Below are 26,039 nucleotides of genomic sequence, written 5' to 3'. Positions count from 1 at the left end.
AAACATAAGCGCAAAATCGACGGTTTGGAAGTGTTGTTGCGTAATTAGTATTACTATATAGTCGATTTCGACGGAGGGATGGCCCTGGCGATTTTCCGCGAGAGGCGTCCCCCGAGGTTCCATAAAAACAACAATCGGAGACCGATCTCATGAGCCAGGAACTGCGGCTTGTCCGGCGCATCACGCTGAAACTGATTCCCTTCCTGATCCTGCTGTACCTGATCGCCTATGTGGATCGCTCCGCCGTCGGCTTCGCCAAGCTGCACATGGGCGCCGACATCGGTATCGGCGATGCCGCCTACGGCCTCGGCGCCGGGCTGTTTTTCATCGGCTACTTTCTGTTTGAAATCCCCAGCAACCTGATGCTCGAACGCTTCGGCGCGCGGCGCTGGTTCGCGCGGATCATGATCACCTGGGGCGCGATCACCATCGGCATGGCCTTCGTCCAGGGCCCGCACAGTTTCTACGTGATGCGCTTTCTGCTCGGCGCGGCGGAGGCGGGGTTCTTTCCCGGCGTTCTGTACTACATCACCCAATGGTTCCCGGTGCGCCATCGCGGCAAGATCCTCGGACTGTTCATCCTTTCCCAACCCATCGCGATGATGATCACCGGCCCCGTGTCCGGCGGCCTGCTGGGCATGGACGGCATCCTCGGCCTGCATGGCTGGCAGTGGCTGTTCATCGTCATCGGCACCCCGGCGATCCTGCTGACCTGGCCGGTATTGCGCTGGCTGCCGGACGGCCCGCAGCAAGTGAAATGGATGGACCAGGCCGAGAAGGACTGGCTGACCGGCGAGCTGAAAAAGGACTTGCAGGAATACGGCCAGACCCGTCACGGCAATCCGCTGCATGCGCTGAAAGACAAACGCGTGTTGCTGCTGGCGCTGTTCTACCTGCCGGTGACCCTGAGCATTTATGGCCTGGGCCTGTGGCTGCCGACGTTGATCAAACAGTTTGGCGGCAGCGATCTGGTGACCGGTTTCGTGTCATCGGTGCCGTACATTTTCGGGATCATCGGCCTGCTGATCATTCCGCGCAGTTCCGACCGTCTGAATGATCGCTACGGCCATTTGGCGGTGCTTTATGTGCTGGGCGCGATCGGCCTGTTCCTCAGCGCGTGGCTGTCGTTGCCGGTGGCGCAACTGGCGGCGTTGTGTCTGGTGGCGTTCGCGCTGTTTTCCTGCACGGCGGTGTTCTGGACTTTGCCGGGGCGGTTCTTTGCCGGCGCCAGCGCGGCGGCCGGGATTGCCTTGATCAACTCGGTGGGCAACCTCGGTGGCTACATCGGCCCGTTCGTGATCGGCGCGCTGAAGGAATACACCGGCAACCTCGCTTCGGGCCTGTACTTCCTGTCCGGCGTGATGGTGTTCGGGCTGATTCTGACGGGCGTCGTCTATCGCTTGCTGGAGCGCAAGCATGTGCTGCCAGTCGAGCAATTTGCAGCGAGCGCACGCGGTGCGACACGCACCTGATTTGTTTTAACAGGAGAACATCATGCATCTGGTTCAATTCGAATTGAGTAGCGGCGAGCGCCGTGTCGGGGTGGTCGAGGACGGTCTGGTGCGTGAAGTGCAGGATGCGCGCACGGTTCGCGATCTGGCCCTGGCCGCGATCGAGGCCGGTAGCACCCTCGCGCAGCAAGTACAAACCCTCGGCCTGGGCATCAGTCACGATTACGCCGAATTGCTCGCCAAACTGCGCATCCTGCCGCCGTTGGACCACCCAGACCCGGCGCACCTGCTGGTCAGCGGCACCGGCCTCACGCACCTCGGCAGCGCCTCGGCCCGGGACAAGATGCACCAGCAGGCTGGCGATGAAGCGGCGATGACCGACACCATGCGCATCTTCAAGTGGGGCGTGGAGGGCGGAAAACCGGCGGCGGGGCAGGCCGGCGTGCAGCCGGAATGGTTCTACAAGGGCGACGGCAGCATCGTCGTGCGCCCCGGTCAGCCGTTCCCGCTGCCGCCGTTTGCCGAAGACGCCGGCGAGGAACCGGAAATGGCCGGCCTCTACATTATCGGCCACAACGGCAAGCCGTATCGCCTCGGTTTTGCGGTGGGCAACGAGTTCTCCGATCACGTCATGGAGCGCAAGAACTACCTGTACCTGGCCCACTCGAAACTGCGCAGTTGCAGCTACGGCCCGGAACTTCGCACGGGTGAATTGCCTCAACACCTGGCGGGCACCAGCCGCATCCTGCGCGACGGCGAAGTGCTGTGGCAGAACGAGTTCCTCAGCGGCGAGGCCAACATGTGCCACAGCCTGGCGAACCTCGAATACCACCACTTCAAGTACAGCCAGTTCCTGCGTCCCGGTGACGTGCACATTCACTTCTTCGGCACCGCGACCCTGTCGTTCGCCGATGGCATTCGCACTCAGCCCGGCGATGTATTCGAAATCAGCCAGGCCGAATTCGGCGCCCCGCTGGTCAACGGCATCGCCCCGGTCGCAGCGGCATTCGAACCGGACAGCATCGGCACCCTTTAAGGAGATCCCATGACTCAGATTCTCGGTCACAACTACATCGGCGGCCGTCGCAGCGCGGCGGGCGACGTCAAGCTGCAAAGCGTCGACGCCACCACGGGCGAGGCACTGCCTCACGACTTCATTCAGGCCACGGAAGCGGAAGTAGACGCCGCCGCCAAGGCCGCTGCGGCGGCATATCCGGCGTATCGCAGCCTCAGCGCCGAACGCCGCGCGCAGTTTCTCGATGCGATTGCCGATGAGCTGGACGCACTGGGCGATGATTTCGTCGCCGTAGTCTGCCGCGAAACCGCACTGCCGGCCGGGCGGATTCAAGGTGAAAGAGGGCGCACCAGCGGCCAGATGCGCTTGTTCGCCAAAGTCCTGCGGCGCGGCGATTTCTACGGTGCGCGCATCGACCTGCCGTTGCCGGATCGTCAGCCGCTGCCACGTCCGGATCTGCGTCAGTACCGCATCGGCCTGGGGCCGGTGGCAGTGTTCGGCGCGAGCAACTTTCCGCTGGCATTCTCCACTGCCGGCGGCGATACCGCATCGGCGCTGGCGGCCGGTTGCCCGGTGGTGTTCAAGGCCCACAGCGGCCACATGGCCACCGCTGAGCTGGTCGCCGATGCGCTGATCCGTGCAGCAGAAAAAACCGCGATGCCGGCCGGTGTGTTCAACATGATCTACGGTGGTGGCGTCGGCGAATGGCTGGTCAAGCATCCGGCCATTCAGGCGGTTGGTTTTACTGGTTCGCTGCGGGGCGGACGGGCGCTGTGTGACATGGCCGCCGCGCGCCCTCAGCCGATCCCGGTGTTCGCCGAGATGTCGAGCATCAACCCGGTGATTGTGTTGCCTCAGGCACTGGTCGAGCGTTCGGAAATCGTCGCCCGCGATCTGACCGCATCGGTAGTGCAAGGCTGCGGTCAGTTCTGTACCAACCCGGGTCTGGTGATCGGCATCCGCTCGCCACAATTCACGGCATTCGTTGAGCAAGTCGCGGCGCTGATCGGTGATCAACCGGCGCAAACCATGCTCAATGCCGGCACGCTGGGCAGCTACGGCAAGGGCCTGGAAAAACTCCTGGCGCACGCCGGCATCGAGCATCTGGCGGGCAATTCGCAACAGGGCAATCAGGCGCAGCCGCAGTTGTTCAAGGCGGAAGTCAGCCTGCTGATCGATGGCGATGAAGTGCTGCAGGAAGAAGTGTTCGGCCCGACCACGGTGATCGTCGAAGTGGCCGACAAGGCGCAGCTGAGCGCGGCGTTGCAGGGCCTGCATGGACAACTGACGGCGACAATCATCGGCGAGCAGGCGGATTTCGAACGCTTCCCGGAGCTGACGCCTTTGCTGGAGCAGAAGGTCGGGCGAATCCTGCTCAATGGTTATCCGACCGGTGTCGAAGTCTGTGATTCGATGGTTCACGGCGGGCCGTATCCGGCGACGTCCGATGCCCGCGGCACCTCGGTGGGTACGTTGGCGATCGATCGTTTCCTGCGTCCGGTGTGCTTCCAGAACTACCCCGACAGCCTGCTGCCGGAACCGCTGAAAAACGCCAACCCGCTGCGCATTCAGCGGCTGGTCGACGGCAAACCATCGCGCGACGCCCTCTAACTCACGCCACATGATCGTTCCCACGTCGAGGCGTCGAACCGTCCGCGTGGGAATGCCTCGAGGGACGCTCCGCGTTCCAGCTCTGGAAGGGACGCGGAGCGTCCCGGGCTGCATTCCCACGCAGAGCGTGGGAACGATCAAGAGCTGGAGCGTTGGAGCGATCAGGGCGGGAGCTCGGCGGCTGCTTTGAGCTATCATTGGCCCTTTCCCCCTGAAAGACATGATTGCCATGACTGCCGTAACCGACACCCTTCTCAACGCCCTCGAACACTGCGGTATGGTCGAAATCGACGGCCTGCACGCTTTCGAATTCGCCCTCGACGAAGACGACAACCTGCACATCGAATGCATCGATGGCCGGGCAGCCAAGCATTGGGAGTTCACCCCGGCGCAGGTGGCAGCGGCGACGTTTGATGAAGATCTGCAGAGCTGGCTGATCGTCGGTTTTTCCAGCGACACCAAAACCGTTGGCGAACACCGTCTGGTCTGCCTCGGCGATGTACTCAGCAGCGCCGACGACGAGGATGAAACCGAATGAACATGCGTAAATTCTGGCCATTGTTGATGGCCGGCAGCGTTGGCGCGATGGGCCTTTCCAGCGCCTCGGCCGAAAGCTTCCAGTTGCTGGTCGGCTCCTACACCGCCGGCACCAGCGAAGGCATCTACCGGATGAACTTCGACAGCGCCACCGGCCAGATCGACGCCAAGCCGCTGCAAGTGATCAAGAGCGAAAACCCGTCGTGGCTGACCCTGTCCAAGGATCAGCACCGGGTGTTCGTGGTCAATGAAAACGGTCCTGGCCAGACAGATCCGGTCGGCCGCGTCAGCAGTTATTCCATCGATCCGAAGACCCACGCGCTGACCCTGATCAATCAGGTCCAGAGCCTGGGCAACGAGCCGACCCATTCGAGCCTCAGCGGCGACGCCAGCCATCTGTTCGTCAGCAACTACTCGGTGGTTGAAGATCCGGGTGGCACCCTCGCGGTATTGCCGGTGGGCAGTGACGGCAAGCTCAAACCGGTGGTGCAGATGAGCGCGCACCCGGCGAGCCGGGTCAATCCCGAGCGTCAGGCCTCGAACCACGTGCACTCGACGGTGTCCTCGCCGGACGGTCGTTACGTGTTCTCCAATGACCTGGGCGCCGACAAAGTCTTCATCTACCAATTCGACCCGAAAGCCAACCCGGACCTGCCGCTGACCCCGGCGAAAACCGCGTCGGTGCAACTGCCAGCCGGCAGCGGCCCGCGTCATCTGCTGTTCAGCGCTGACGGCAAACATGCCTGGCTGACCATGGAAATGAGCGCTCAGGTCGCGGTATTCGACTACAAGGACGGCGTGCTGACCCAGACGCAAATGGTCGATCTGGCTGCCGGCCAGCCGACTTCGGACAAGGCTGCCGCCGCGCTGCACGCGTCCGCCGACGGCAAATTCCTCTACGTCAGCAACCGTGGCACCGCCAATCAGTTGCTGGTGTTCGCCATCGACCCGGCCAGCGGCCAGCTCAAGGAGCTGCAACGACGTTCGGTGGAAGGCGATCACCCGCGTGAGTTCAGCCTCGATCCAAGCGGCAAATTCCTGCTGATCGCCAACCAGAAGAGCAACCAGATTGTCGTGGTCGAGCGCGACGGCAAGACCGGTCTGCTGGGCAAAACCGTGCAAAAACTGCCGATGGACGCCCCGAGCGATCTGAAGTTTCTCGTGCGTCAATAAGCCGCAGGCCCCGGTCTACGGGGCCTGAAGCGTTGTATTAATCCTGCTGATAACAGGTAATGTTGCAAAGCATTTCAAGCGATCAACCCTCGAGCGTTAAGTTTGCTTCACGGCCCAACCGGGCAAGCAAGCCAACTGAACACGAGGGTTACCGCCATGAACTTCAATCTCTTCTCCGTGATTGCCGCTTCCGCCATCTCCGCCACCGTGGCCCTGCCTGCCAGCGCCAACGTTGAAATCAGCGACAAAAAATCCCACACCCAGAGCTACACCCAGAAATACCTGCAACAAAGCGCCAACTTCTACGCCGCGCTGGATCACAAAGCTCAACACTGAAATTTCCGTCACGCCCTGGAACTGCCCAAGGCTGCGATCCTTTGATCTTGTTTCTCAAAAAGCAAAATCAAAAGATCGCAGCCTTGGGCAGTTTTTTGCCTGCGTAATGACCGGCGATAGCTATTTTCAAACGGCGAGATACGCCGGCTAAATAATCAACGAAGCTGATGGTTACTATGGAAAACCCTGAGTGGTTACCCCGGCTTTTTTGATCGATTCTGTGGACCTCGAAACATTGTCCACGGAGCACACATCATGGCCAGTTCAATCATCACTTCCGCCAAACGCGGCGCCTACGTGGCCATCGGTCTGTACCTGGTCATGGTGCTGTTTGTCAGTCTGGCGTCGCAGTCGCAACACAGCTTCGAAGCACCGATCGACGTCGCCCATCCCGGCATCCAGTTTGAACTCCGCTCGCAAAACGCGACGGTGGATTCAGCTGAACTCGCGGGAGTCGGCGGAGCATGAAAGGCTACAGACTCTGGGTCATCGCCGGACTGGCGTTCATGACCAACGGCGCTTCCCTGTTGGGATTCGGCCAGGGTTCAGTCGGCGGACTGGCCCGGGCCATAGAGGCCAACCACAGCATCGCTCACAACATCGAACGGGCCAATGCGCTGGGGCTGCTGGCCGGCAATCCGCCGGTGAAAACCCCCAGCGGTTTTCTCGGCCCGTTCGAAGTGGATTGCTCGGCCATCGGCATGTGTGAAGTGCTGGCGTAACGCGCTTACTTCTTCATGATGCCGGTGAACAGCTCCGACTCCAGAAACCGCTGCAACCAGGCCTGCAACCGCACGTAAGGCGTCTGCGCAAACCAGTCACGATCGACATGGGCGAACTGGCGAACGAAAGGCAGCAACGCGATATCGGCCAGGCTCGGATGATTGGCCAGCAAGTAATCGCGTCCTTCGAGCAACTCATCGAGCTGCTGCAAGAACAACGCACCTTCCGCCCGATAAACCTCCATCGGTTGTTCCGGATAACGCTCGGCGTACTTGTAGCGATTCAAGTGAACCTTGAACACTTGATCGTTGGCTTCGATCAACTCGGCGATCCTTGAATCGCCACCCAGCAACCAGTCATCCGGATCGTTCTGCGCCAGCGCCCAGCGCATGATCTCCAGGCTTTCATCGATCACCTGACCGCCCGCATCCAGCACCGGCACCGTGCCCTTGGGCGAGATCGCCAGCATCTGGGCCGGTTTGGCTTTCAGGCTGACTTCGACGATCTCCACCGGCACACCCGAATAACGCAGGGCCATCCGCGCCCGCATCGCGTACGGGCAGCGGCGGAAGGAATACAGCGTGTTCATTTCACCTCCAGTGTGCTCAGACCGTTGCCCTGGCGCTGTACCTGAATCTGCACCGGAATCCGCTCGTGCATTTCCTGCACGTGGGAAATCACCGCGACCTTGCGGCCCTGCGCCTGCAAGCCGTCGAGGGCGTCCATCGCCAGTTGCAGGGATTCCGGATCGAGGCTGCCGAAGCCTTCGTCGATGAACAGTGATTCGATCTTCAATGTGCTCGACGCCATCGAGGCCAGACCCAGCGCGAGGGCCAGCGACACGAGGAAGGTTTCGCCGCCGGACAGCGAATGCACCGAACGCAGTTCGTCGCCCATTTCGGTGTCCATCACCAGCAGGCCGAGCATGCTGCCGCCACGCTTGAGGCGATAACGCTTGACCAGTTGTCGCAGCTGCACGTTGGCGTGGTGCACCAGCAGGTCGAGGTTGTAGGCCTGGGCGATCTTGCGGAAGGTATCGCCGGTGGCCGAGCCGATCAGCGCATTGAGCCGCGCCCAGCGCTGATACTCGGCATAGGCGTCGGCGATCTGCTGCGCCAGCGCCTGATTGGCGTTCTGGCGGCGCTGGTCTTCGGCCTGCTCGGCGCGCAGTTCGGCGCATTGTTGTTCGCTGGCCGTGCACTGGTTTTGCAGGTCGGCGAGGGCGCTGGCGAGTTGTTCGGCATCCAGATTGCCGTTGTGTTGAGCCTGATGATCGAGCAGGCGCTGATCGCGTTCCTGCAACAACACCTTGGCCTGCTCAACGGCTTTTTCGTTGCGCTGCAAGCGCTGGCGCAGTTCATCGACTTGCGCGTCATCGACCCGCAACAAGTCTTCGAGGCCGCCGTCATCCAGTTCCGGATGGCGAGCGCGCCAGTCGGCAATCTTGCCGGCCAGATCGCGGTCTTCGGTTTTCAGCGCTTGCAGACGCTCTTGCTGCGCTTTGAGCTCGGCGGCGATTTGCACGAGCTGCGTACGCGCGTCTTGCAGCGCCTGAGTCGTCGTGGATTCGGCGTTACGCGCCTGTTCTACCGCCTGTTCCAGTTGCTGCTGCCAATGCTCGGCGCAGGTGTGCTCGCCCAGTAATTTCGCAAGCTTGTGCTGGCTGGCGAGTTGCTGTTCGGTCAGCGCGTTGAGCTGCTGCTCAGCGTTTTGCAGCTGTTGCACACGGCCCTGTTGGCGATCCTGTTCTTTCTCTAGCGTTTGCTGGCGTTGTTGCTGTTCGGCCAGCTCTTCCTTCTGCTGATCGACTTGCGCCAGACGCTCGGCAATCTGCCGGTCAAGCTGCATGAAGGTCGCGGCCGGTTCGGCGCGCAAGGCGTCGAGGGTGTCGCTCGGCAGCAGGGTGGCGAAGGCCGCCAGTTCTTCGTCCAGGCGCTGGCGGTCAGCGCTCAGCTCGCGCTGCTGATTGCTTAGATGCTGGTCCGCTTGCAGGTGCGCCGTCTCGGCCTGACGCAATTGCTGGGTCAGCCGCGCCGCATCCTGTTGCAGCGTGAGCAGGGCGGTCTGGCGCTGTTCGTCCTGGGTGATGCTTTGATTTAGCTGTTCATTTTGGCGGGTGAGCCACGCAGCGCGTTTGTCACTGTCCTGACTCAGCAACGATGCCGCCAGCGGATGCGCCTTGATGCTTGGCGTCAGCGTTTGCTGTTGTGCCGCCAGTTGTTCCTGCTGTTGCAGCAACTCTTTCTGTTGGGCAATCACGCCACCGACACTGGCACGTAGCTCGGTCAGTTTTTCTTTCAACTGATCGACCGCTTGCTGCGCGCTGGCCTGCTCGCTTTCATCGTGACGGCCGAGGCTTTGCAGCAGGGCCTCTGGCTGGTGATACGGGTGCTCGTTGCTGCCGCAGACAGGGCATGGCTGGTCGTCCTGCAACTGCGCGCGCAGCTCTTCGACACTGGCACTGCGGGCCAGACGCTGACGCTCGAGCAGTTCACGGGTGACGCTAAGAGTCTGTTCGGCGACGGTCAGCTCGGACTTGGTTTTCACCCCGTCCTGGGTCAGGCGCTCGCGCTCCTGTTGCGCATCAAGCTGACGTTGTTGCAGCTCGGCACTGCGCTTGTCCAGATCCTGCTGACTGGCCCACAGGCGCGTCAGGTCTTCGATAGCGCGCAGTTGTTTGCGGTTGTCCTGCAACAGAGTGCCGAGAATGCCGATCTGCTCGGCGACCGCGTCCGGTTCGGCGCCAGCTTCCTTGAACAGCACTTCCAGTTGCTGCTTTTGCGTGGCGAGCGCTTCGCTGGCGCGGGTGGCGTTTTCTTCGAGGGAAGCGAGTTCGCCTTGGCCCTTGTTCAACCGATTGCCGATCAGCATCAGTTGCTGCAAGCGGTCGCGATAGGCATTCCACGCTTCGCTCAACGGTGCCAAGTGAGCGCTTTGCTCAAGATCGGCGGCAATGCGCTGCAAGCGATCGGCGACCTGTTTTTGCTGATCGAGCAGGGCCTGAATCGTGCTCTGGCCCTGAGTGCAGGCTTGCTCAGCGGCTTGCTTCGCTTCGGTGCCGGACGCGACATCCTTGGCGAGGCGGGCGAGGGTGCTTTGCTCCTCGAACGCCTGACGCAACAGCGGCGCGCTTTCGCTTTGCTGCGTTTGTGCCTGGGTCAGAGCGATCTGCGCTGTGGCGAGATCCTGTTCCAGCCGCGTCTGGCGCTCAGCCAGTTCGCCTTGTTGCCGGGTGTGCGCATTGATCTGTTCCGCCAGCGGCGTCAGCTGTGCATCCAGTTCGGTTTTGCGGGCGAACTGGTGCCGTTGCGGGGCGAGTTGTTCGAGGCGGGTGAGCTTCAGACGCTCACCGGCCAGCGACTCCTGTTCGTGCTCGGCGCTGCGCAGTTGTTCGGCGGCGGCTTGTTGCGAGTCTTGCAGCCGCAGCAGTTCCTTGAGCCAGTCGTGCTGCTGCTCGATTTGCTTGAGCTGCGCCTGCTGCAACTTGAGTTGTTGCTGGGCGGCATTGAAGCGCTCGTCCAGTTCCGCGCGAGCCTCGGGGGCCAGCGGGGTCACGCCGGTGGCTTGATCCTGCAACTGCTTGTGGGCTTCGCGGGCCTCTTTGGTCTTGTCGAATGCGCGCCGGCCGAGGCGGGTGTAGAGCGCGGTGTCGGTGAGTTTTTCCAGCAGTTCGCTGCGGTCGTTGTCGTCGGCCTTGAGGAAGGCGCTGAACTCGCTCTGGGCCAGCAGCACGGCGCGAGTGAACTGTTCGAAGTTCAGGCCCAGCGCAGCTTCGAGCTGAGTCTTGTACTCGCCTTTCTGGCTGGCGAGCAGTTGATCCTGATCGATGTCGCGCAGGCTCTGACGGCTGGCCTGCAACTTGCCGCCGGCCTTTTCCCGAGCGCGGTTGGCTTCCCAGCGCGCGCGATAGCGACGGCCATCGACGCCGACAAAATCCACCTCGGCAAAACCTTCGCCGGTGCCACGACGCAGCAGGGTGCGCGGGTCGCCGGTGGCGATTTCGCCGTCGGCGTCCGGCACCTTGGCGTCACGGCTAGTGTTGTTCAAACGCGGCACAGAGCCAAACAACGCCAGGCACAGCGCATCGAGCAAAGTACTCTTGCCGGCGCCGGTCGGTCCGGTGATGGCGAACAGGCCAGCGCTGGCCAGCGGTTCGGCGGTGAAATCGATCTCGAACGGGCCGGCCAGCGAAGCGAGGTTCTTCAAACGAATGGCGAGAATCTTCATGGCTGCTCGCCCTCCATCTGTACGTCTTGCAGCAGCTCGGCGAAGTCCTTGAGGGTTTGCTCATCGACCTCGCTGCCGTAGTTGTCGAGCCAGGCGCGGCTGAACAATTCCTGCGGTGTGAGCTGGTCCAGTTCGATCAGCGCGCTACCGTCTTCGGCGCCGTCAGCGCCACGGTTGCCGGCGTATTCGGCAGCGATCCGCACCAGTCGTACGGCTTTGCCTTGCAACGCGCTTTCAACCTGATGGCGCAAGTCTGGTTGTGGCTCGTCGAGGCGCACCCGCACTTCCAACCAAGGCTGGCGCTGGGTTTCGGCCAGCAGGTCGATGTTCGGCAGGTCCGCCAGTTGCAGCAGGATTTCCGCCAGCGGCGCAGGGCCGAGGCGCTGCAGATTGACGGAGCGGGGGATCAGCATTGGCTCGACGCTGACCAGGGTTTCGCCGTCCAGAACGACGTCGAGCACCTGGTGCTGATAACTGATTTCCGAAAACGACAACGGGATCGGCGAACCGCTGTAACGAATCCGTTCTTCACCGTTGACCTTCTGCGGCTTGTGCAAATGGCCGAGCGCGACATAGCTGATGCTCGGCCCGAACAGGCTGGCGGGCAGGGCTTCGGCGTTGCCGATGATCAGGCTGCGCTCGGAGTCTTCCGACACCGAGCCGCCGGCCATGTGCGCGTGGCTGATGGCGACCAGCGCCTGGCCCGGTTGGCGCTTGGTGTTGGCTGCTTCGATCAGCCATTCATGCACCTGACCGATGCCGCGCAGATAGTTGTCGCCCAGATGCGCGCCGGTCACTTCGGCAGGCCGCAGGAACGGCAACGCCAGGCACCACGCGGCGATCTCGCCGGACGCATTCGGCAGCGGCAACAAAAGACGTTCTGCATCCAGCTGCCCGTCATCCAGCCACAACACCCGGCCCAGAGCATGGGTGCGCAAACGCCGCATCAACGGCGCGGGCAATTCGATCCGTGAACCGGAATCGTGGTTGCCGGCGATCATCACGATGGTCAGCAACGGCTGTTGTTCGTGGGCGCTGACGATGAAATCGTAGAGGCGTTCCTGGGCTTTGACCGGCGGATTGACCGTGTCGAAGATGTCGCCGGCGATCAGCAGCACGTCCGGCTGCGCCAGCTTCAATTGGCGCAGCAGCCACTCGAGAAAACAGGCGTGCTCGAAATCGCGCTCCTGGCCATGCAGGTTCTGCCCAAGGTGCCAGTCGGAGGTGTGAAACAGACGCAAGGCTGACTCCGCAATATAAAGAGGTGATGGCCGCCGGGATGAGAGGGCGGCGAAAGAGGGGAGAGTTTACAGATTATTGCGACTGACAGGCTTGTCCGGGAGGCGGCGGCCGCGATCTCTGTAAAGGAAAAGGGGACAGATTTATTTGATTAAATAAATCTGTCCCCTTTTTAGCGTCAGTCTCTTGAGATGTCAGATTCTGACGATCACCCAATCTACTTCGGATAAAGCGGCGGCAACCCACTATCACCGACCGGATCCTGAACCCGCTCCGCCGTCGGGATCGTCCGGATCGCCCGCCACAGATCCTCACCTTGCCAATGCTGCCCGGTCTCGCTGTACAGCGCTCCGTTCAAACCATCGAGAGCATCCGACAGGGGCACAAACCGCGCCGCCATGTCCGCCAGGGTTTCCGGCTGTTGGCGGGCCCAGGCGTCGAGGGCCTGGCGGGTGGCGTGGGGGTCGTTGGCCTGGCTGGCGCGTTTGATGTCGTCGAGCAGGGTGCGCGGGCTAGGGCCGGTTTGTGCGGCGCGCAGGATTGCCGGTTGCCAGCGGGCACGCCACCAGAGGCCGAAGCCGAGCAGGGTGGTGCAGGCGAAAACGAACGTGCTGAGTTTCCACCACCACAAGGCTTCGCTGTCGGCCGCGCTGAGCGGTAGTGCGTTGCCCGCCGGGGTGTCGACTTGCAGGAAAAGGGGACAGATTTATTTGATTAAATAAATCTGTCCCCTTTTTATGACTTGAGGCCGGCTAATGGGTGTCCCCTTTTTAGAATCTTGAGATGTCAGATTCTGACGATCACCCAATCTACTTCGGATAAAGCGGCGGCAACCCACTATCCCCAACCGGATCCTGCACCCGCTCCGCCGTCGGAATCGTCCGGATCGCCCGCCACAGATCCTCACCCTGCCAATGCTGCCCGGTCTCGCTGTACAGCGCGCCGTTCAAGCCGTCGAGTGCATCCGACAGGGGGACAAACCGCGCCGCCATGTCCGCCAGGGTTTCCGGCTGTTGGCGGGCCCAGGCGTCGAGGGCCTGGCGGGTGGCGTGGGGGTCGTTGGCCTGGCTGGCGCGTTTGATGTCGTCGAGCAGGGTGCGCGGGCTCGGGCCGGTTTGTGCGGCGCGCAGAATTGCCGGTTGCCAGCGGGCACGCCACCAGAGGCCGAAGCCGAGCAGGGTGGTGCAGGCGAAAACGAACGTGCTGAGTTTCCACCACCACAAGGCTTCGCTGTCGGCCGCGCTGAGCGGTAGTGCGTTGCCCGCCGGGGTGTCGACTTGCAGGCTCGGGTTGTTCGCCACTTGCAGGGTACGCGCCGGCAGGCTGGTGTGTTCCAGGTGATCTTCGAAAGTGTTCCACCAGACCACGTCCACCGTTGGCAATTCGATCGAGCCACTGCGGCTCGGCACCAGCGCTTCGCGTTCTTCACGGCTGCCGATCAGGCCGCGGTCGCTGCTCTGGTTGTTCAGTACCGGTTGATCCGGATAGCGGCGCAGGCCGTTGGCTTCGGTGGCGGGCAGGGCGGGCAGTTGCGAGCTGGCCAGGCCTTCGACCTTGAGGGTCAGGCTGCGGGTCAGGGAGTCGCCGACCTGGGTATGTTCCGGCTCCGGGTTCCAGCTCTCGCTCAGGCTCAGGCTGCGGGCCGGCAGCCACGGTGCGTCGCTGGGGTAGGTCATCGGTTTCGGTTTGACCGTCAGCGACGTGGCGCTGGAGCTGACGCGCATCAGTTTGCCGGGCTTGGGCCCCTGCGCCGTGGCGTCCTGCGATGTTTGGGTATCGACCAGTGTGGCGCTGAAAGTCTGCGGCGCGATGCTCAGCAATCCACTGTGCTGCGGATAAATCGCATAGCGCATCTCGATCACGCCATGGCGCACGCCGTTGATGTCTTTTTCGTAGGTGCGCATGTCGCCCAGTTGCTCGATGCGCGCGTCGGCGATCTGCAACGGCGTCAGGCTGCTGTCGTCGTACAGCGACACCGAATGGTAGATGCGCAACGTCAGGATGGCCTGGGCCTGCACGTAGACGCTGGTCTGGTCGAGGCTGGCTTCAATGAACACCGGTTCGCGGGCATTGTTTTCTTCGCGGGTGTCGCTCTCGATCACCTGCACGGTGATCGGCTGGCTCTCGACGTCGCCCAGTTTTAGCGGCGGAATTTCAACGCTGCCGTTCTGCTTGGGCAGCAGGGTGATGATCCAGCGAGTGGTGGCGCGGTTGTCACCGTTGAGCGTGTTCAACTGGTTGACCTGACGTGTGCCGCGCACTTCGAACAGCGGCTCCAGCGGGCTCAGGTCCGGTTTGCCGAACTGCGTGACATCGTTGGATTCGAGGGTGAGTTCGACCGTCTCGCCGGAGTTCAGGCGACTGCGATCCACACTGGCCGTCAGCTCGACCGCCTGGGCGGTGGCCGTGCAGATCAGCAGGGGCAGCAAGAGAGCGGTGAAACGGGTCATCGAATGTTTTCCTGATCCTGATGTTGTTGCTGTTCGTACCAGAATTTGCGTCGCAGCAGTTCGCCCGGATCATCCGGGATCTTGCCCAGCCATTGTTCCAGCGCCTGCTGTTGCTCGCCTTCGAGGTTGTCCTCATTGGGGCGCAGCAGCGGCGGAGTGTTCTGTTCCTCGCCCGGTTCGCCGTCCGGCAGCTCGTTGGCACCCGGCAACGGCGGGGTGGTCGGCGGCGGCTCGTTGGCGGACTCACCGGTTTGCGGCTCGCTGTGGGTTTCGCTTTTGACCGCTGGTGGTGGAGCGGTCGCTGGCGGAGGTTCATCACCTGGCACGTTTTGCTGCGCCGGTTTGTCTTGCGGTTCGGCCGGCGGCGGGGCGTTTTTCTGTTTGAGCAGGTTTTCCACCAGCGCCTTGTTGGTCAGCGCCGGGCGTAGATCCGGCTGGCGTTCCAGGGCCTGTTCATAGGCGTCCAGCGCCGCTTCCAGCTCGCCGCTTCTGGCCAGGGCGTTGCCACGATTGTAGTGGGCGTGGGCGTCATTGCCCTCGGCGAAACGCTGAGCGGCGCCACTGTAGTCGCCGGCCTCGTACAACGCCACCCCTTGCCATTGCGGATCCTCGAAATGCTTCGCCGCTTCGACCGGGCGCTTCTGTTTGAGCAGGTGCAAGCCTTGTTGATCGGGGCGCAGCCACAGGTCTTCGAAGTCGAAGGCATAGCTCGGTTGCGGCAATGCCAGCAGCAGCGGCAGGCAGAACAACCAGCCACGCCGCCCGGCGCACGCGGCGAGCAACAACAGCGGCAGCAGCAGCCAGTAACCCTGATCGGCCCATGTGTCGAGGCGCACGGTCTGACCATCGTTACGCAGGCTGCGCGGGCCATCGAGCAGGCCGAGGTCGCCCAGATCGGATTCATCCAGCCGTGCGCTGCGGTACTCGCCGCTGACCGCGTTGAGGAATGCGCCAAGGCCCGGGCTGTCGAGTTGCGGCACCCGGATCGCGCCCTGGGCATCCTTGAGGAAACTGCCGTCCTCCTGAGCAATCGGCGCGCCCTCGGCGGTGCCGACACCAAGCATCAACAACTGCGCCGATTGGCCGCTAAGCGCATGGCGAATGCCCTGGCGTTCCTCTTCCGACAGCGAAGAACCAATCAGCAGAATCCGCCCCTGACCCAGCGCACCCTGCTTGAGCAGCGCCAGCGCCTTGCTCACCGCCAGATCGGCGCGGTGGCCGCTTTCCGGCATCAGCGAGGGCTTGAGCGCGTCGAGCAGGTTGCGACTGGTCGCCAGGTCATCCGAAAGCGGCACCAGCGTATGGGCGCTGCCGGCGTAAACGACGATGGCGGTCTGGGCGTCGCTGCGCACTTTCAGCAAGTCGAACAGCTTGCGCCGGGCCTGTTCCAGCCGCGTCGGCGGCGAATCGGTGGCGAGCATTTCCGGGGTCAGCTCCAGCACCACCACCAGCGGGTCGGCGGGTTTCTGACTGGTCTGTTCGACCCGCTCCCAGCTCGGCCCGAGCAACGCCAGAATCGTCAGCAGCCAGGCCACGCTCAGGGCGACCCACGGCAACTTGCTGTCGCGACCGCTGCCACCACTGAGCAGCGTGGCATGGAAGGCCGGCGGCAGAATCATCTGCCAGCGACCGGCGCGTTTCTGCCGGTGCCAGAGCTGCCAGATCAGCCAGCCGAGCAGCGGCAGCAGCAATAGCCACCAGGGGCGGAACCAGTGCGGCCAGAGGGCAATCATCGGCGCCTCCGCAAACGCAGGCGCTTGAGGCGCTCGCGCCAGTCAGGCAGGGGGCTTTGCAGATACAGCTCCTTGGTGAACAGCCGTTGCAGCGGGTTGTCCGGCCACAACACACGGGCGACCAGCAAAATGCTCAGCAGCAGCGCGAATGCCAGCGGCCACTGATACAACGCCTGCGCCGGACGGGCCTGGGTCGGTTGCTGGGTCACCGGCTCGAGCTGGTCGAGGGTGTCCTTGATCGCTTGCAGTTGCTGGCCGTCGCGAGCGCGGAAGTACTGGCCGCCGGTGACCTCGGCGATGGCCTTGAGCGCCGGTTCGTCGAGATCGAGGGTCGGGTTGCCGCCGAGCAACGCCGTGGCGCCGCTTTCTTCAGGATCGGCACCGATACCGATCGGATAGATTTTCACACCTTCGCTGGCGGCCAGTTTTGCGGCGGTCAGCGGGTCGATTTCACCGCCATTGTTCGCGCCGTCGGTGACCAGAATCAGCACCCGGCTCTGGGCCGGACGCATGCGCAGGCGCTTCAGTGCCAGGCCGATGGCGTCGCCAATCGCGGTGTTTTTGCCGGCGATGCCGATCCGCGCTTCATCGAGCCAGACCCGAACGGTGCGTCGGTCAAACGTCAGGGGTGCTTGCAGATAAGCCTGGCTGCCAAACAGGATCAGACCGACGCGGTCGCCATCGCGGCTTTCCAGAAAATCGCCGAGCAAATGCTGAACCAGCGACAGGCGACTGACGTCTTCGTCGTTCCATTGCATGTCGGGGAAATCCATCGAGCCGGACACGTCCACCGCCACCAGCAGATCACGGCCGCTGGCGGCAATCGGCAGCGGTTCACCGAGCCATTGCGGGCGGGCGGCGGCGATCAGCAGAAACAACCACAGCAGCATGAACGGCGCCTGCTGGCGCCACGCTGGCAGATTGGCCCGGGCGCGACGGCGAGCGAGGCCTTCCAGATCACCGAGGAAACTCACTTTCAACGCCGGCTCGCCGCTGTCGGCCACCGGCAGCACGAGGCGCATCAGCCACGGCAGCGGCAACAGCAGAAAGATCCACGGCCAGGCGAACTCAAACATGTTTGCGGATCCAGGTGTCGACTGCCTGGGTCAGGCCGGCGATGGCTTTGTCGTCGAGTTTGCACTCGGGTTTGTAGGCGCCTTCGACGAGCACCATCCAGCGGGTCAGGCCGGCGGCGGGGCAACGGTTGTCGAGAAACGCCAGCCATTTGCGGCCGTTGAGGGTATGGCTCTGGCTGTAGGGATAGTGGTTGCGGCACAGGCGTTTGAGCAGGCCGTTGAGCTGCTGCAGCCAGGCCCCGGCCGGGGCGCCGTCGTAGGGCTTGGGCATCTGCGCCAGTTCGGCGAGTGCGGCGATGCGCACCGGGTCGAGCGGCAGTTCGGCGCGCACGACCGGTTTTTTCTTGACTGGAATGAAGCGCCGCAGACGCCAGACCGCGAAAACAATCACCGGCAGCAGCAAAAGCAGCAGCCACCAGCCCGGCGCCGGCGGCCAGAAGGCAATCGGTGGCGGGGAGATCAGCGGTTGCAGTTGTTCGAGGCCGTTCATCGACCTTTCCCCGGACGTTGGGGGTTCAGGAACTCGCGCATCTGTTCGACCATTTCGCTCTGAGTGCTCAGTGGCATCAGCAGTACGCGCAGCTTTTGCGCGAGCAGTTCCCAGCGTGCGATCCGCGCTTCGGCCTGGGCGCGATAAGTCTGGCGCAGGTCGAAATTGAGGGTGTCGAGTTCCAGCTGCGCACCGCGTTCGGCGAATCTCAGCAGCCCGGCGGCGGGCAGGGCGTGATCCAGCGGATCGGACAGCGGCAGCATCAGCAGGTCGCAATGGCGCGACAGCAGGCTCAGTTGCTGCTCGGCGCTGTCGCTCAGGGCGCGCTCGTCGCAAATTACGATCACCAGACTGCCCGGTCGCAGCACTTCGCGGGCCCGGCGCAACGCCACGCCAAACGCATCGCGATCTGGCTCCCGCTCGCTGTGCAGCGACTGGTTGACTTTCACCAGCCGGTTGAGCAGTTGCAACAGGCTCTGCTTGCTGCGGCGCGGTTTGATTTCGTAATGCTCATTGTCGCCGAACACCAGCCCGCCCACCCGGTCGTTGTGACCCAGCGCGGCCCAGCCGATCAGCGCCGCCGCCTGCGCCGCGAGCACCGATTTGAACATCAGCCCGGAGCCAAAGAACAGCCGCGTGCTTTGCTCGACCATGATGAAAATCGGCCGTTCGCGTTCTTCATGGAACAGTTTGGTGTGCGGTTCCTGCGTCCGCGCGGTGACGCGCCAGTCGATGGTGCGCACGTCGTCGCCGGCCTGATAGACCCGCACCTGATCGAAGTCGACGCCACGCCCGCGAAACTTGGAGTGGTGCAGGCCGATCAGCGGGCTGCGCTGGCTCGGCGTGGAAAACAGCTGCACTTCGCGCACGCGGTGACGCATCTCGATCAGCTCGGCGAGGCTGATGCGGATGCCCGGTTCGGACGGCAGGGAGGCGTTCATCGGGGTCAAGCGACGGCTACGACGTCGAGAATCCGTTGCACCACCCGATCCTGGTCGATGCCAGCGGCTTCGGCCTCAAACGACAGAATGATGCGGTGACGCAATACGTCGAACAGCACGGCCTGGATGTCTTCCGGGCTGACGAAGTCGCGACCGGCCAGCCAGGCGTGGGCGCGGGCGCAGCGGTCGAGGGCGATCGAGCCACGCGGGCTGGCGCCGTAAGCGATCCACTCGGCCATTTCCGGATCGAACTTGGCCGGGTTGCGCGTGGCCATGACCAGTTGCACCAGGTATTCCTCCACGGCGTCCGCCATGTACAGACCGAGGATTTCCTTGCGCGCGGCGAAGATCGCCTGCTGGCTGACCCGGCGTTCAGGCTTGGTTTCGCCGTTCAGGGCTTCGCCCCGGGCTTGTTGCAGGATCCGGCGTTCGACGGCGGCGTCCGGGAAACCGATTTTCACGTGCATCAGGAACCGGTCGAGCTGGGCTTCGGGCAGCGGATAGGTGCCTTCCTGCTCGATCGGGTTCTGCGTGGCCATCACCAGAAACAGCGGCGACAGCTCGTAAGTACTGCGCCCGACGCTGACCTGACGTTCGGCCATGGCTTCGAGCAGCGCCGACTGAACCTTGGCCGGTGCACGGTTGATTTCGTCCGCCAGCACCAGGTTGTGGAAGATCGGGCCTTGCTGGAACACGAAACTGCCGGTTTCCGGGCGATAGATCTCGGTGCCGGTGATGTCGGCGGGCAGCAGGTCCGGGGTGAACTGGATGCGATGGAACTGGGCTTCGATGCCCTCGGCGAGCTCTTTGATCGCTTTGGTCTTGGCCAGGCCCGGAGCGCCCTCGACCAGCATGTGGCCGTCGGCGAGCAGGGCGATGAGCAAGCGCTCGATAAGTTTTTCCTGGCCGAGAATCTGCGTTGAAAGAAAGGTTCGCAGCGCCAGCAGCGCTTCACGATGTTCCATCGATGACTGTTCCTGGAAAGGGTGGCCACAGGCGTTCGGATAACGCCGGGGCTGGGGGCGTTACTTTAATCCATCGCAGGGGGTGGCGACTAACGGCATTTTGCGCAAAGTGCGGGAAATGACCGGGGCAATTGTTGGAATTTTGTAGGGTGGGGGAGGTGCGGTGTTCTTTCGGGCCCTTTCGCGAGCAAGCTCGCTCCCACAATGAACTAAGTTCTCCTGACAGAACGCGGTCACTGTGGGAGCGAGCTTGCTCGCGAAGGGGCCAGTGCCGACACCATCAAATCTGGCTGATGTAAGTGCCAGTACCATCAAGAATGTTCTTCAGGGTTTCCTCGACCTCGGCCAGATCCACCATGTCCGGATTGAAGGTGATTTCCAGCACATCATCCCCATTCAACGCATCGGCATCGGCGGCCGCGATTTCGATCTTCAGCAGAGTCTTGGTCAAGGTGACCTTGACGCCATCAAGGGTCGACGGCTCGCCGTCCAGCGTGATCTCCAGCTCGTCCTCGTCCGGGTAGCGGCTCATCAGGAACATGTCGCCCTTGTCGCTGTGGCAGCAGAGCATGGCCATGTTGTCTTCTTCGTCGTCGCACGGGTTGACGATCAAAAGGGCGGTGGTCATTTGCATGGGGAATTCCTGCCTCGGCGGGCTTGTTGGTCGCAATTGGGCGCGATTCTGCCAGCCCCCGGGAATTTCTGCATGTGAGAGTGTCAGAGGATGTGTCGTGAACGCGACACAGGTCAATGGTCATTCCTGGCACGCCTGTACCGTAAAAACGGGCATTCAGACCGGCGTTCCGCCCCATGAATGCTAGTGTTTACCGATGCGCAGGCCTTGGTTTACGTGCCAATGACCGAATATGTCGCAGCACCGCAAGCAGACACATTGTCGCACCCATTAAGCTGCGCAACGGATGAGCACCCGTAAAGGCATTGCCATGGCCCCGCGAGCGGCGCCGGGCAGTCGTTTTTGCAGATGCCCATTCATGGAAGGTGAATGTGACCTGAGTGTCTCGTCCAGCTTCACCCACCTGTCACCCTGTTTCCTCTGCCCGAGAATCAGGAACAGGGCGACGGAACGCCCCGAAAGGGGTTTTGTACGCGACGCTTTCCATCAATAACAAGCCCAAGCGGAGTACCACAGATGGCGTTCTTCACCGCAGCCAGCAAAGCCGACTTCCAGCACCAACTGCAAGCGGCACTGGCGCAGCACATCAGTGAACAGGCACTGCCACAAGTGGCGCTGTTCGCTGAACAATTCTTCGGCATCATTTCCCTGGACGAGCTGACCCAACGTCGCCTCTCCGACCTCGCTGGCTGTACTCTTTCTGCGTGGCGCCTGCTTGAGCGCTTCGATCACGCGCAACCACAAGTGCGCGTCTACAACCCCGATTACGAACGTCACGGCTGGCAGTCGACCCACACCGCGGTCGAAGTGCTGCACCATGACTTGCCGTTCCTGGTGGACTCGGTGCGTACCGAGCTGAACCGTCGCGGCTACAGCATCCACACCCTGCAGACCACCGTGCTGAGCGTGCGTCGTGGCAGCAAGGGCGAGTTGCTGGAAATCCTGCCAAAAGGTTCGACCGGCGAAGGCGTGCTGCACGAGTCGCTGATGTACCTGGAAATCGACCGCTGCGCCAACGCGGCCGAGCTGAATGTGCTCACCAAGGAACTGGAACAGGTCCTGGGTGAAGTCCGCGTCGCGGTCGCCGATTTCGAGCCGATGAAGGCCAAGGTGCAGGAAATCCTCACCAAGCTCGATAACAGCGCATTCGCCGTCGATGCCGACGAAAAGAACGAAATCAAGAGCTTCCTGGAATGGCTGGTGGGCAACCACTTCACCTTCCTCGGCTACGAAGAATTCACCGTGACCGATGAGCCGGATGGCGGCCACATCAAGTACGACCAGGATTCCTTCCTCGGCCTGACCAAACTGCTGCGCACCGGCATGACCTATGACGAGCTGCGCATCGAAGACTACGCCGTCAATTACCTGCGCGAACCGACGCTGCTGTCGTTCGCCAAAGCCGCGCACCCGAGCCGCGTGCACCGTCCGGCTTACCCGGACTACGTGTCGATTCGCGAAATCGATGCCGACGGCAAAGTGATCAAGGAACACCGCTTCATGGGCCTGTACACCTCGTCGGTGTATGGCGAAAGCGTGCGTGTCATCCCGTTCATCCGCCGCAAGGTCGAGGAAATCGAGCGCCGCTCGGGCTTCCAGGCCAAGGCTCACCTGGGCAAGGAACTGGCACAGGTTCTGGAAGTGCTGCCGCGTGACGACCTGTTCCAGACCCCGGTCGACGAGCTGTTCAGCACCGTGATGTCGATCGTGCAGATCCAGGAACGCAACAAGATCCGCGTGTTCCTGCGCAAAGACCCGTACGGTCGTTTCTGCTACTGCCTGGCGTACGTGCCGCGCGACATCTACTCCACCGAAGTTCGCCAGAAGATCCAGCAAGTGCTGATGGAGCGCCTGAAAGCTTCCGACTGCGAATTCTGGACTTTCTTCTCCGAGTCCGTGCTGGCCCGCGTGCAACTGATCCTGCGCGTTGACCCGAAAAACCGCATCGACATCGACCCGCTGCAACTGGAAAACGAAGTGATCCAGGCCTGCCGCAGCTGGCAGGACGACTACGCCGCCCTGACCGTCGAAACCTTCGGCGAAGCCAATGGCACCAACGTGCTGGCCGACTTCCCGAAAGGCTTCCCGGCCGGTTACCGCGAGCGTTTCGCTGCGCATTCGGCCGTGGTCGACATGCAGCACCTGCTCAACCTGAGCGAGAAAAAGCCGCTGGCCATGAGCTTCTACCAGCCGCTGGCCTCCGGCCCGCGCGAGCTGCACTGCAAGCTGTATCACGCCGATACCCCGCTGGCACTGTCCGACGTACTGCCGATCCTGGAAAACCTCGGCCTGCGCGTGCTGGGTGAATTCCCTTACCGTCTGCGTCACACCAACGGTCGCGAGTTCTGGATCCACGACTTCGCGTTCACCGCAGCCGAAGGTCTGGACCTGGACATCCAGCAACTCAACGACACCCTGCAGGACGCGTTCGTCCACATCGTCCGTGGCGATGCCGAGAACGATGCGTTCAACCGTCTGGTGCTGACCGCCGGCCTGCCATGGCGCGACGTTGCGCTGCTGCGTGCCTACGCCCGCTACCTGAAGCAGATCCGCCTGGGCTTCGACCTCGGCTACATCGCCAGCACCCTGAACAACCACACCGACATCGCTCGCGAACTGACCCGGTTGTTCAAGACCCGTTTCTACCTGGCCCGCAAGCTCGGCAGCGATGATCTGGACGACAAGCAACAGCGTCTGGAGCAGGCCATCCTGACCGCGCTGGACGACGTTCAAGTCCTCAACGAAGACCGCATCCTGCGTCGTTACCTGGACCTGATCAAAGCGACCCTGCGTACCAACTTCTATCAGACCGACGCCAACGGCCAGAACAAGTCGTACTTCAGCTTCAAGTTCAACCCGCACTTGATTCCTGAGCTGCCGAAACCGGTTCCGAAGTTCGAAATCTTCGTTTACTCGCCACGCGTCGAAGGCGTGCACCTGCGCTTCGGCAACGTTGCTCGTGGTGGTCTGCGCTGGTCCGACCGTGAAGAAGACTTCCGTACCGAAGTCCTCGGCCTGGTAAAAGCCCAGCAAGTGAAAAACTCGGTCATCGTGCCGGTGGGTGCGAAGGGCGGCTTCCTGCCGCGTCGCCTGCCACTGGGCGGCAGCCGTGACGAGATCGCGGCCGAGGGCATCGCCTGCTACCGCATCTTCATCTCGGGTCTGCTGGACATCACCGACAACCTGAAGGACGGCAAACTGGTACCGCCGGCCAACGTCGTGCGTCATGACGACGATGACCCGTACCTGGTGGTCGCGGCGGACAAGGGCACTGCAACCTTCTCCGACATCGCCAACGGCATTGCCATCGACTACGGCTTCTGGCTGGGTGACGCGTTCGCGTCCGGTGGTTCGGCCGGTTACGACCACAAGAAAATGGGCATCACCGCCAAGGGCGCGTGGGTTGGCGTTCAGCGCCACTTCCGCGAGCGCGGCATCAATGTTCAGGAAGACAGCATCACAGTGGTCGGCGTGGGCGACATGGCCGGTGACGTGTTCGGTAACGGCCTGTTGATGTCCGACAAGCTGCAACTGGTTGCCGCATTCAACCACATGCACATCTTCATCGACCCGAACCCGAACCCGGCCACCAGCTTCGTCGAGCGTCAGCGCATGTTCGACCTGCCGCGTTCGGCGTGGTCCGACTACGACACCAGCATCATGTCCGAAGGCGGCGGCATCTTCTCGCGCAGCGCGAAGAGCATCGCCATCTCGCCACAGATGAAAGAGCGCTTCGACATCCAGGCCGACAAGCTGACCCCGACCGAACTGCTGAACGCCTTGCTCAAGGCGCCGGTGGATCTGCTGTGGAACGGCGGTATTGGTACTTACGTCAAAGCCAGCACCGAAAGCCACGCCGATGTCGGCGACAAGGCCAACGATGCCCTGCGCGTGAACGGCAACGAACTGCGCTGCAAAGTGGTGGGCGAGGGCGGTAACCTCGGCATGACTCAACTGGGTCGTGTGGAATTCGGTCTCAATGGCGGCGGTTCCAACACCGACTTCATCGACAACGCCGGTGGCGTGGACTGCTCCGACCACGAAGTAAACATCAAGATCCTGCTGAACGAAGTGGTTCAGGCCGGCGACATGACCGACAAGCAACGCAACCAGTTGCTGGCGAGCATGACCGACGAAGTCGGTGGTCTGGTGCTGGGCAACAACTACAAGCAGACTCAGGCCCTGTCCCTGGCGGCCCGCCGCGCTTATGCGCGCATCGCTGAGTACAAGCGTCTGATGGGCGACCTGGAAGGCCGTGGCAAGCTGGATCGCGCCATCGAGTTCCTGCCGACCGAAGAGCAACTGGCCGAACGCGTTGCCGAAGGCCATGGCCTGACGCGTCCAGAGCTGTCGGTGCTGATCTCGTACAGCAAGATCGACCTCAAGGAGCAACTGCTGGGCTCCCTGGTGCCGGACGACGACTACCTGACCCGCGACATGGAAACGGCGTTCCCACCGACTCTGGTCAGCAAGTTCTCCGAAGCCATGCGTCGTCACCGCCTGAAGCGCGAGATCGTCAGCACCCAGATCGCCAACGATCTGGTCAACCATATGGGTATCACCTTCGTTCAGCGACTCAAAGAGTCCACCGGCATGACCCCGGCGAACGTGGCGGGCGCTTACGTGATCGTGCGTGACATCTTCCACCTCCCGCACTGGTTCCGTCAGATCGAAGCGCTGGACTATCAGGTCTCCGCTGACGTGCAACTGGAGCTGATGGACGAGCTGATGCGTCTGGGCCGTCGCGCTACGCGCTGGTTCCTGCGTGCCCGCCGCAACGAGCAGAACGCTGCCCGTGACGTCGCGCATTTCGGTCCGCACCTGAAGGAGCTGGGCCTGAAGCTGGACGAGCTGCTGAGCGGCGAAATCCGCGAAAACTGGCAAGAGCGTTATCAGGCGTACGTCGCCGCCGGTGTTCCGGAATTGCTGGCGCGTATGGTGGCGGGGACTACCCACCTCTATACGCTGCTGCCGATCATCGAAGCGGCCGACGTGACCGGTCAGGACCCAGCCGAAGTGGCCAAGGCATACTTCGCCGTGGGCAGCGCGCTGGACATCACCTGGTACATTTCGCAGATCAGCGCCTTGCCGGTTGAAAACAACTGGCAAGCCCTGGCCCGCGAAGCGTTCCGCGACGACGTCGACTGGCAGCAACGAGCGATCACCATCGCCGTTCTGCAAGCGGGCGGCGGTGATTCGGACGTGGAAACTCGTCTGGCACTGTGGATGAAGCAGAACGACGCCATGATCGAACGCTGGCGCGCCATGCTGGTGGAAATCCGTGCCGCCAGCGGCACCGACTACGCCATGTACGCGGTGGCCAACCGCGAGCTGAACGACGTGGCGCTGAGCGGTCAGGCAGTTGTGCCTGCTGCGGCGACTGCGGAGCTTGAGCTTGCTTGAGTAGCCGTTGAATGAAAAAGCCCCGCTCTCGAAAG

General features: G+C 62.4%; 19 protein-coding genes and 1 pseudogene. 9 read left to right on the top strand and 11 right to left on the bottom strand.

All coding sequences use genetic code 11. The annotated features are described in order from the left end of the window. The first annotated feature begins 149 nt into the window (after window positions 1–149). The 8 genes from AC0R79_RS18025 to AC0R79_RS17990 all read left to right on the top strand — a co-directional run bounded on the left by AC0R79_RS18025 (window position 150) and on the right by AC0R79_RS17990 (window position 6,845). Window positions 150–1,472, top strand: coding sequence for an MFS transporter (locus AC0R79_RS18025; RefSeq protein WP_007957417.1), 1,323 nt, complete (start codon window positions 150–152; stop codon window positions 1,470–1,472). Between the two features lie 22 nt (window positions 1,473–1,494). Then, window positions 1,495–2,487, top strand: coding sequence for an AraD1 family protein (gene araD1, locus AC0R79_RS18020; protein WP_127798399.1), 993 nt, complete (start codon window positions 1,495–1,497; stop codon window positions 2,485–2,487). Window positions 2,488–2,496: 9 nt separating this feature from the next. Further along, complete coding sequence (locus tag AC0R79_RS18015; RefSeq protein WP_474731010.1) at window positions 2,497–4,077, top strand: aldehyde dehydrogenase (NADP(+)); 1,581 nt, start codon at window positions 2,497–2,499, stop codon at window positions 4,075–4,077. Window positions 4,078–4,306: 229 nt separating this feature from the next. Further along, the gene (locus AC0R79_RS18010) at window positions 4,307–4,615 is read left to right on the top strand and encodes a DUF5629 family protein (protein WP_085605117.1); all 309 of its coding nucleotides are present in this window, start codon (window positions 4,307–4,309) and stop codon (window positions 4,613–4,615) included. Continuing rightward, window positions 4,612–5,787: a lactonase family protein gene (locus AC0R79_RS18005; protein ID WP_085603082.1), complete on the top strand. Its 1,176-nt coding sequence runs from the start codon at window positions 4,612–4,614 to the stop codon at window positions 5,785–5,787. Before AC0R79_RS18010 ends, AC0R79_RS18005 begins: the two co-directional genes overlap by 4 nt. 156 nt (window positions 5,788–5,943) lie before the next feature. Continuing rightward, a complete protein-coding gene (locus AC0R79_RS18000) occupies window positions 5,944–6,123 on the top strand; it encodes a hypothetical protein (protein WP_007941320.1) in 180 nt (59 codons plus the stop codon). Window positions 6,124–6,378: 255 nt separating this feature from the next. Then, window positions 6,379–6,591 (top strand): hypothetical protein, encoded by a 213-nt coding sequence (locus AC0R79_RS17995; RefSeq protein ID WP_085746241.1) that lies wholly within the window; start codon window positions 6,379–6,381, stop codon window positions 6,589–6,591. After that, window positions 6,588–6,845, top strand: a complete 258-nt coding sequence (locus tag AC0R79_RS17990; protein ID WP_085603086.1) for a hypothetical protein — start codon at window positions 6,588–6,590, stop codon at window positions 6,843–6,845. The genes AC0R79_RS17995 and AC0R79_RS17990 overlap by 4 nt, the downstream gene beginning before the upstream one ends. A gap of 5 nt (window positions 6,846–6,850) precedes the next feature. Here the strand turns inward: AC0R79_RS17990 and AC0R79_RS17985 are convergent, their stop codons facing one another. From AC0R79_RS17985 to AC0R79_RS17935, 11 genes and pseudogenes are all read right to left on the bottom strand, one after another. Further along, on the bottom strand, window positions 6,851–7,435 hold the full coding sequence (locus AC0R79_RS17985; protein ID WP_375747310.1) for a glutathione S-transferase: 585 nt from the start codon (window positions 7,433–7,435) through the stop codon (window positions 6,851–6,853). Beyond that, complete coding sequence (locus AC0R79_RS17980) at window positions 7,432–11,073, bottom strand: AAA family ATPase (RefSeq protein WP_474731004.1); 3,642 nt, start codon at window positions 11,071–11,073, stop codon at window positions 7,432–7,434. The genes AC0R79_RS17985 and AC0R79_RS17980 overlap by 4 nt, the downstream gene beginning before the upstream one ends. Continuing rightward, window positions 11,070–12,314, bottom strand: a complete 1,245-nt coding sequence (locus AC0R79_RS17975; protein WP_127798394.1) for an exonuclease SbcCD subunit D C-terminal domain-containing protein — start codon at window positions 12,312–12,314, stop codon at window positions 11,070–11,072. Before AC0R79_RS17975 ends, AC0R79_RS17980 begins: the two co-directional genes overlap by 4 nt. 215 nt (window positions 12,315–12,529) lie before the next feature. After that, window positions 12,530–13,003 (bottom strand): annotated as a pseudogene (locus tag AC0R79_RS17970) (BatD family protein); the annotation flags it as partial. Between the two features lie 118 nt (window positions 13,004–13,121). Beyond that, the gene (locus AC0R79_RS17965; RefSeq protein ID WP_474731002.1) at window positions 13,122–14,762 is read right to left on the bottom strand and encodes a BatD family protein; all 1,641 of its coding nucleotides are present in this window, start codon (window positions 14,760–14,762) and stop codon (window positions 13,122–13,124) included. Beyond that, window positions 14,759–16,495, bottom strand: a complete 1,737-nt coding sequence (locus AC0R79_RS17960; protein ID WP_127798392.1) for a vWA domain-containing protein — start codon at window positions 16,493–16,495, stop codon at window positions 14,759–14,761. Before AC0R79_RS17960 ends, AC0R79_RS17965 begins: the two co-directional genes overlap by 4 nt. Further along, window positions 16,492–17,571 (bottom strand): vWA domain-containing protein, encoded by a 1,080-nt coding sequence (locus tag AC0R79_RS17955; protein WP_085603098.1) that lies wholly within the window; start codon window positions 17,569–17,571, stop codon window positions 16,492–16,494. The genes AC0R79_RS17960 and AC0R79_RS17955 overlap by 4 nt, the downstream gene beginning before the upstream one ends. After that, the gene (locus AC0R79_RS17950; protein WP_474730997.1) at window positions 17,564–18,061 is read right to left on the bottom strand and encodes a DUF4381 domain-containing protein; all 498 of its coding nucleotides are present in this window, start codon (window positions 18,059–18,061) and stop codon (window positions 17,564–17,566) included. The genes AC0R79_RS17955 and AC0R79_RS17950 overlap by 8 nt, the downstream gene beginning before the upstream one ends. After that, window positions 18,058–19,002, bottom strand: a complete 945-nt coding sequence (locus AC0R79_RS17945) for a DUF58 domain-containing protein (RefSeq protein WP_007959332.1) — start codon at window positions 19,000–19,002, stop codon at window positions 18,058–18,060. Before AC0R79_RS17945 ends, AC0R79_RS17950 begins: the two co-directional genes overlap by 4 nt. Window positions 19,003–19,007: 5 nt before the next feature. Next, window positions 19,008–19,967 (bottom strand): AAA family ATPase, encoded by a 960-nt coding sequence (locus AC0R79_RS17940; protein WP_007913915.1) that lies wholly within the window; start codon window positions 19,965–19,967, stop codon window positions 19,008–19,010. 280 nt (window positions 19,968–20,247) lie between these two features. Beyond that, entirely contained in the window at window positions 20,248–20,601 is a 354-nt protein-coding gene (locus AC0R79_RS17935; protein WP_003225678.1) for a hypothetical protein, read from the bottom strand. Between the two features lie 516 nt (window positions 20,602–21,117). Between AC0R79_RS17935 and AC0R79_RS17930 the strand changes: the two genes are divergently transcribed. Beyond that, on the top strand, window positions 21,118–26,004 hold the full coding sequence (locus tag AC0R79_RS17930) for an NAD-glutamate dehydrogenase (protein WP_474730993.1): 4,887 nt from the start codon (window positions 21,118–21,120) through the stop codon (window positions 26,002–26,004). The last annotated feature ends 35 nt before the right edge of the window (window positions 26,005–26,039 follow it).

It is taken from the genome of Pseudomonas sp. HD57-3, from assembly GCF_056113135.1.
Note: the sequence above shows the minus strand (reverse complement) of the source record. Positions and strands in the feature narration are given on the sequence as shown.

What these genes read in the sequence shown, in the direction of transcription:
- AC0R79_RS18025 (WP_007957417.1), top strand. Translation starts at nt 150, where the DNA reads ATGAGCCAGGAACTGCGGCTTGTCCGGCGCATCACGCTGAAACTGATT.
- araD1 (WP_127798399.1), top strand. Translation starts at nt 1,495, where the DNA reads ATGCATCTGGTTCAATTCGAATTGAGTAGCGGCGAGCGCCGTGTCGGG.
- AC0R79_RS18015 (WP_474731010.1), top strand. Translation starts at nt 2,497, where the DNA reads ATGACTCAGATTCTCGGTCACAACTACATCGGCGGCCGTCGCAGCGCG.
- AC0R79_RS18010 (WP_085605117.1), top strand. Translation starts at nt 4,307, where the DNA reads ATGACTGCCGTAACCGACACCCTTCTCAACGCCCTCGAACACTGCGGT.
- AC0R79_RS18005 (WP_085603082.1), top strand. Translation starts at nt 4,612, where the DNA reads ATGAACATGCGTAAATTCTGGCCATTGTTGATGGCCGGCAGCGTTGGC.
- AC0R79_RS18000 (WP_007941320.1), top strand. Translation starts at nt 5,944, where the DNA reads ATGAACTTCAATCTCTTCTCCGTGATTGCCGCTTCCGCCATCTCCGCC.
- AC0R79_RS17995 (WP_085746241.1), top strand. Translation starts at nt 6,379, where the DNA reads ATGGCCAGTTCAATCATCACTTCCGCCAAACGCGGCGCCTACGTGGCC.
- AC0R79_RS17990 (WP_085603086.1), top strand. Translation starts at nt 6,588, where the DNA reads ATGAAAGGCTACAGACTCTGGGTCATCGCCGGACTGGCGTTCATGACC.
- AC0R79_RS17985 (WP_375747310.1), bottom strand. Translation starts at nt 7,435, where the DNA reads ATGAACACGCTGTATTCCTTCCGCCGCTGCCCGTACGCGATGCGGGCG.
- AC0R79_RS17980 (WP_474731004.1), bottom strand. Translation starts at nt 11,073, where the DNA reads ATGAAGATTCTCGCCATTCGTTTGAAGAACCTCGCTTCGCTGGCCGGC.
- AC0R79_RS17965 (WP_474731002.1), bottom strand. Translation starts at nt 14,762, where the DNA reads ATGACCCGTTTCACCGCTCTCTTGCTGCCCCTGCTGATCTGCACGGCC.
- AC0R79_RS17960 (WP_127798392.1), bottom strand. Translation starts at nt 16,495, where the DNA reads ATGATTGCCCTCTGGCCGCACTGGTTCCGCCCCTGGTGGCTATTGCTG.
- AC0R79_RS17955 (WP_085603098.1), bottom strand. Translation starts at nt 17,571, where the DNA reads ATGTTTGAGTTCGCCTGGCCGTGGATCTTTCTGCTGTTGCCGCTGCCG.
- AC0R79_RS17950 (WP_474730997.1), bottom strand. Translation starts at nt 18,061, where the DNA reads ATGAACGGCCTCGAACAACTGCAACCGCTGATCTCCCCGCCACCGATT.
- AC0R79_RS17945 (WP_007959332.1), bottom strand. Translation starts at nt 19,002, where the DNA reads ATGAACGCCTCCCTGCCGTCCGAACCGGGCATCCGCATCAGCCTCGCC.
- AC0R79_RS17940 (WP_007913915.1), bottom strand. Translation starts at nt 19,967, where the DNA reads ATGGAACATCGTGAAGCGCTGCTGGCGCTGCGAACCTTTCTTTCAACG.
- AC0R79_RS17935 (WP_003225678.1), bottom strand. Translation starts at nt 20,601, where the DNA reads ATGCAAATGACCACCGCCCTTTTGATCGTCAACCCGTGCGACGACGAA.
- AC0R79_RS17930 (WP_474730993.1), top strand. Translation starts at nt 21,118, where the DNA reads ATGGCGTTCTTCACCGCAGCCAGCAAAGCCGACTTCCAGCACCAACTG.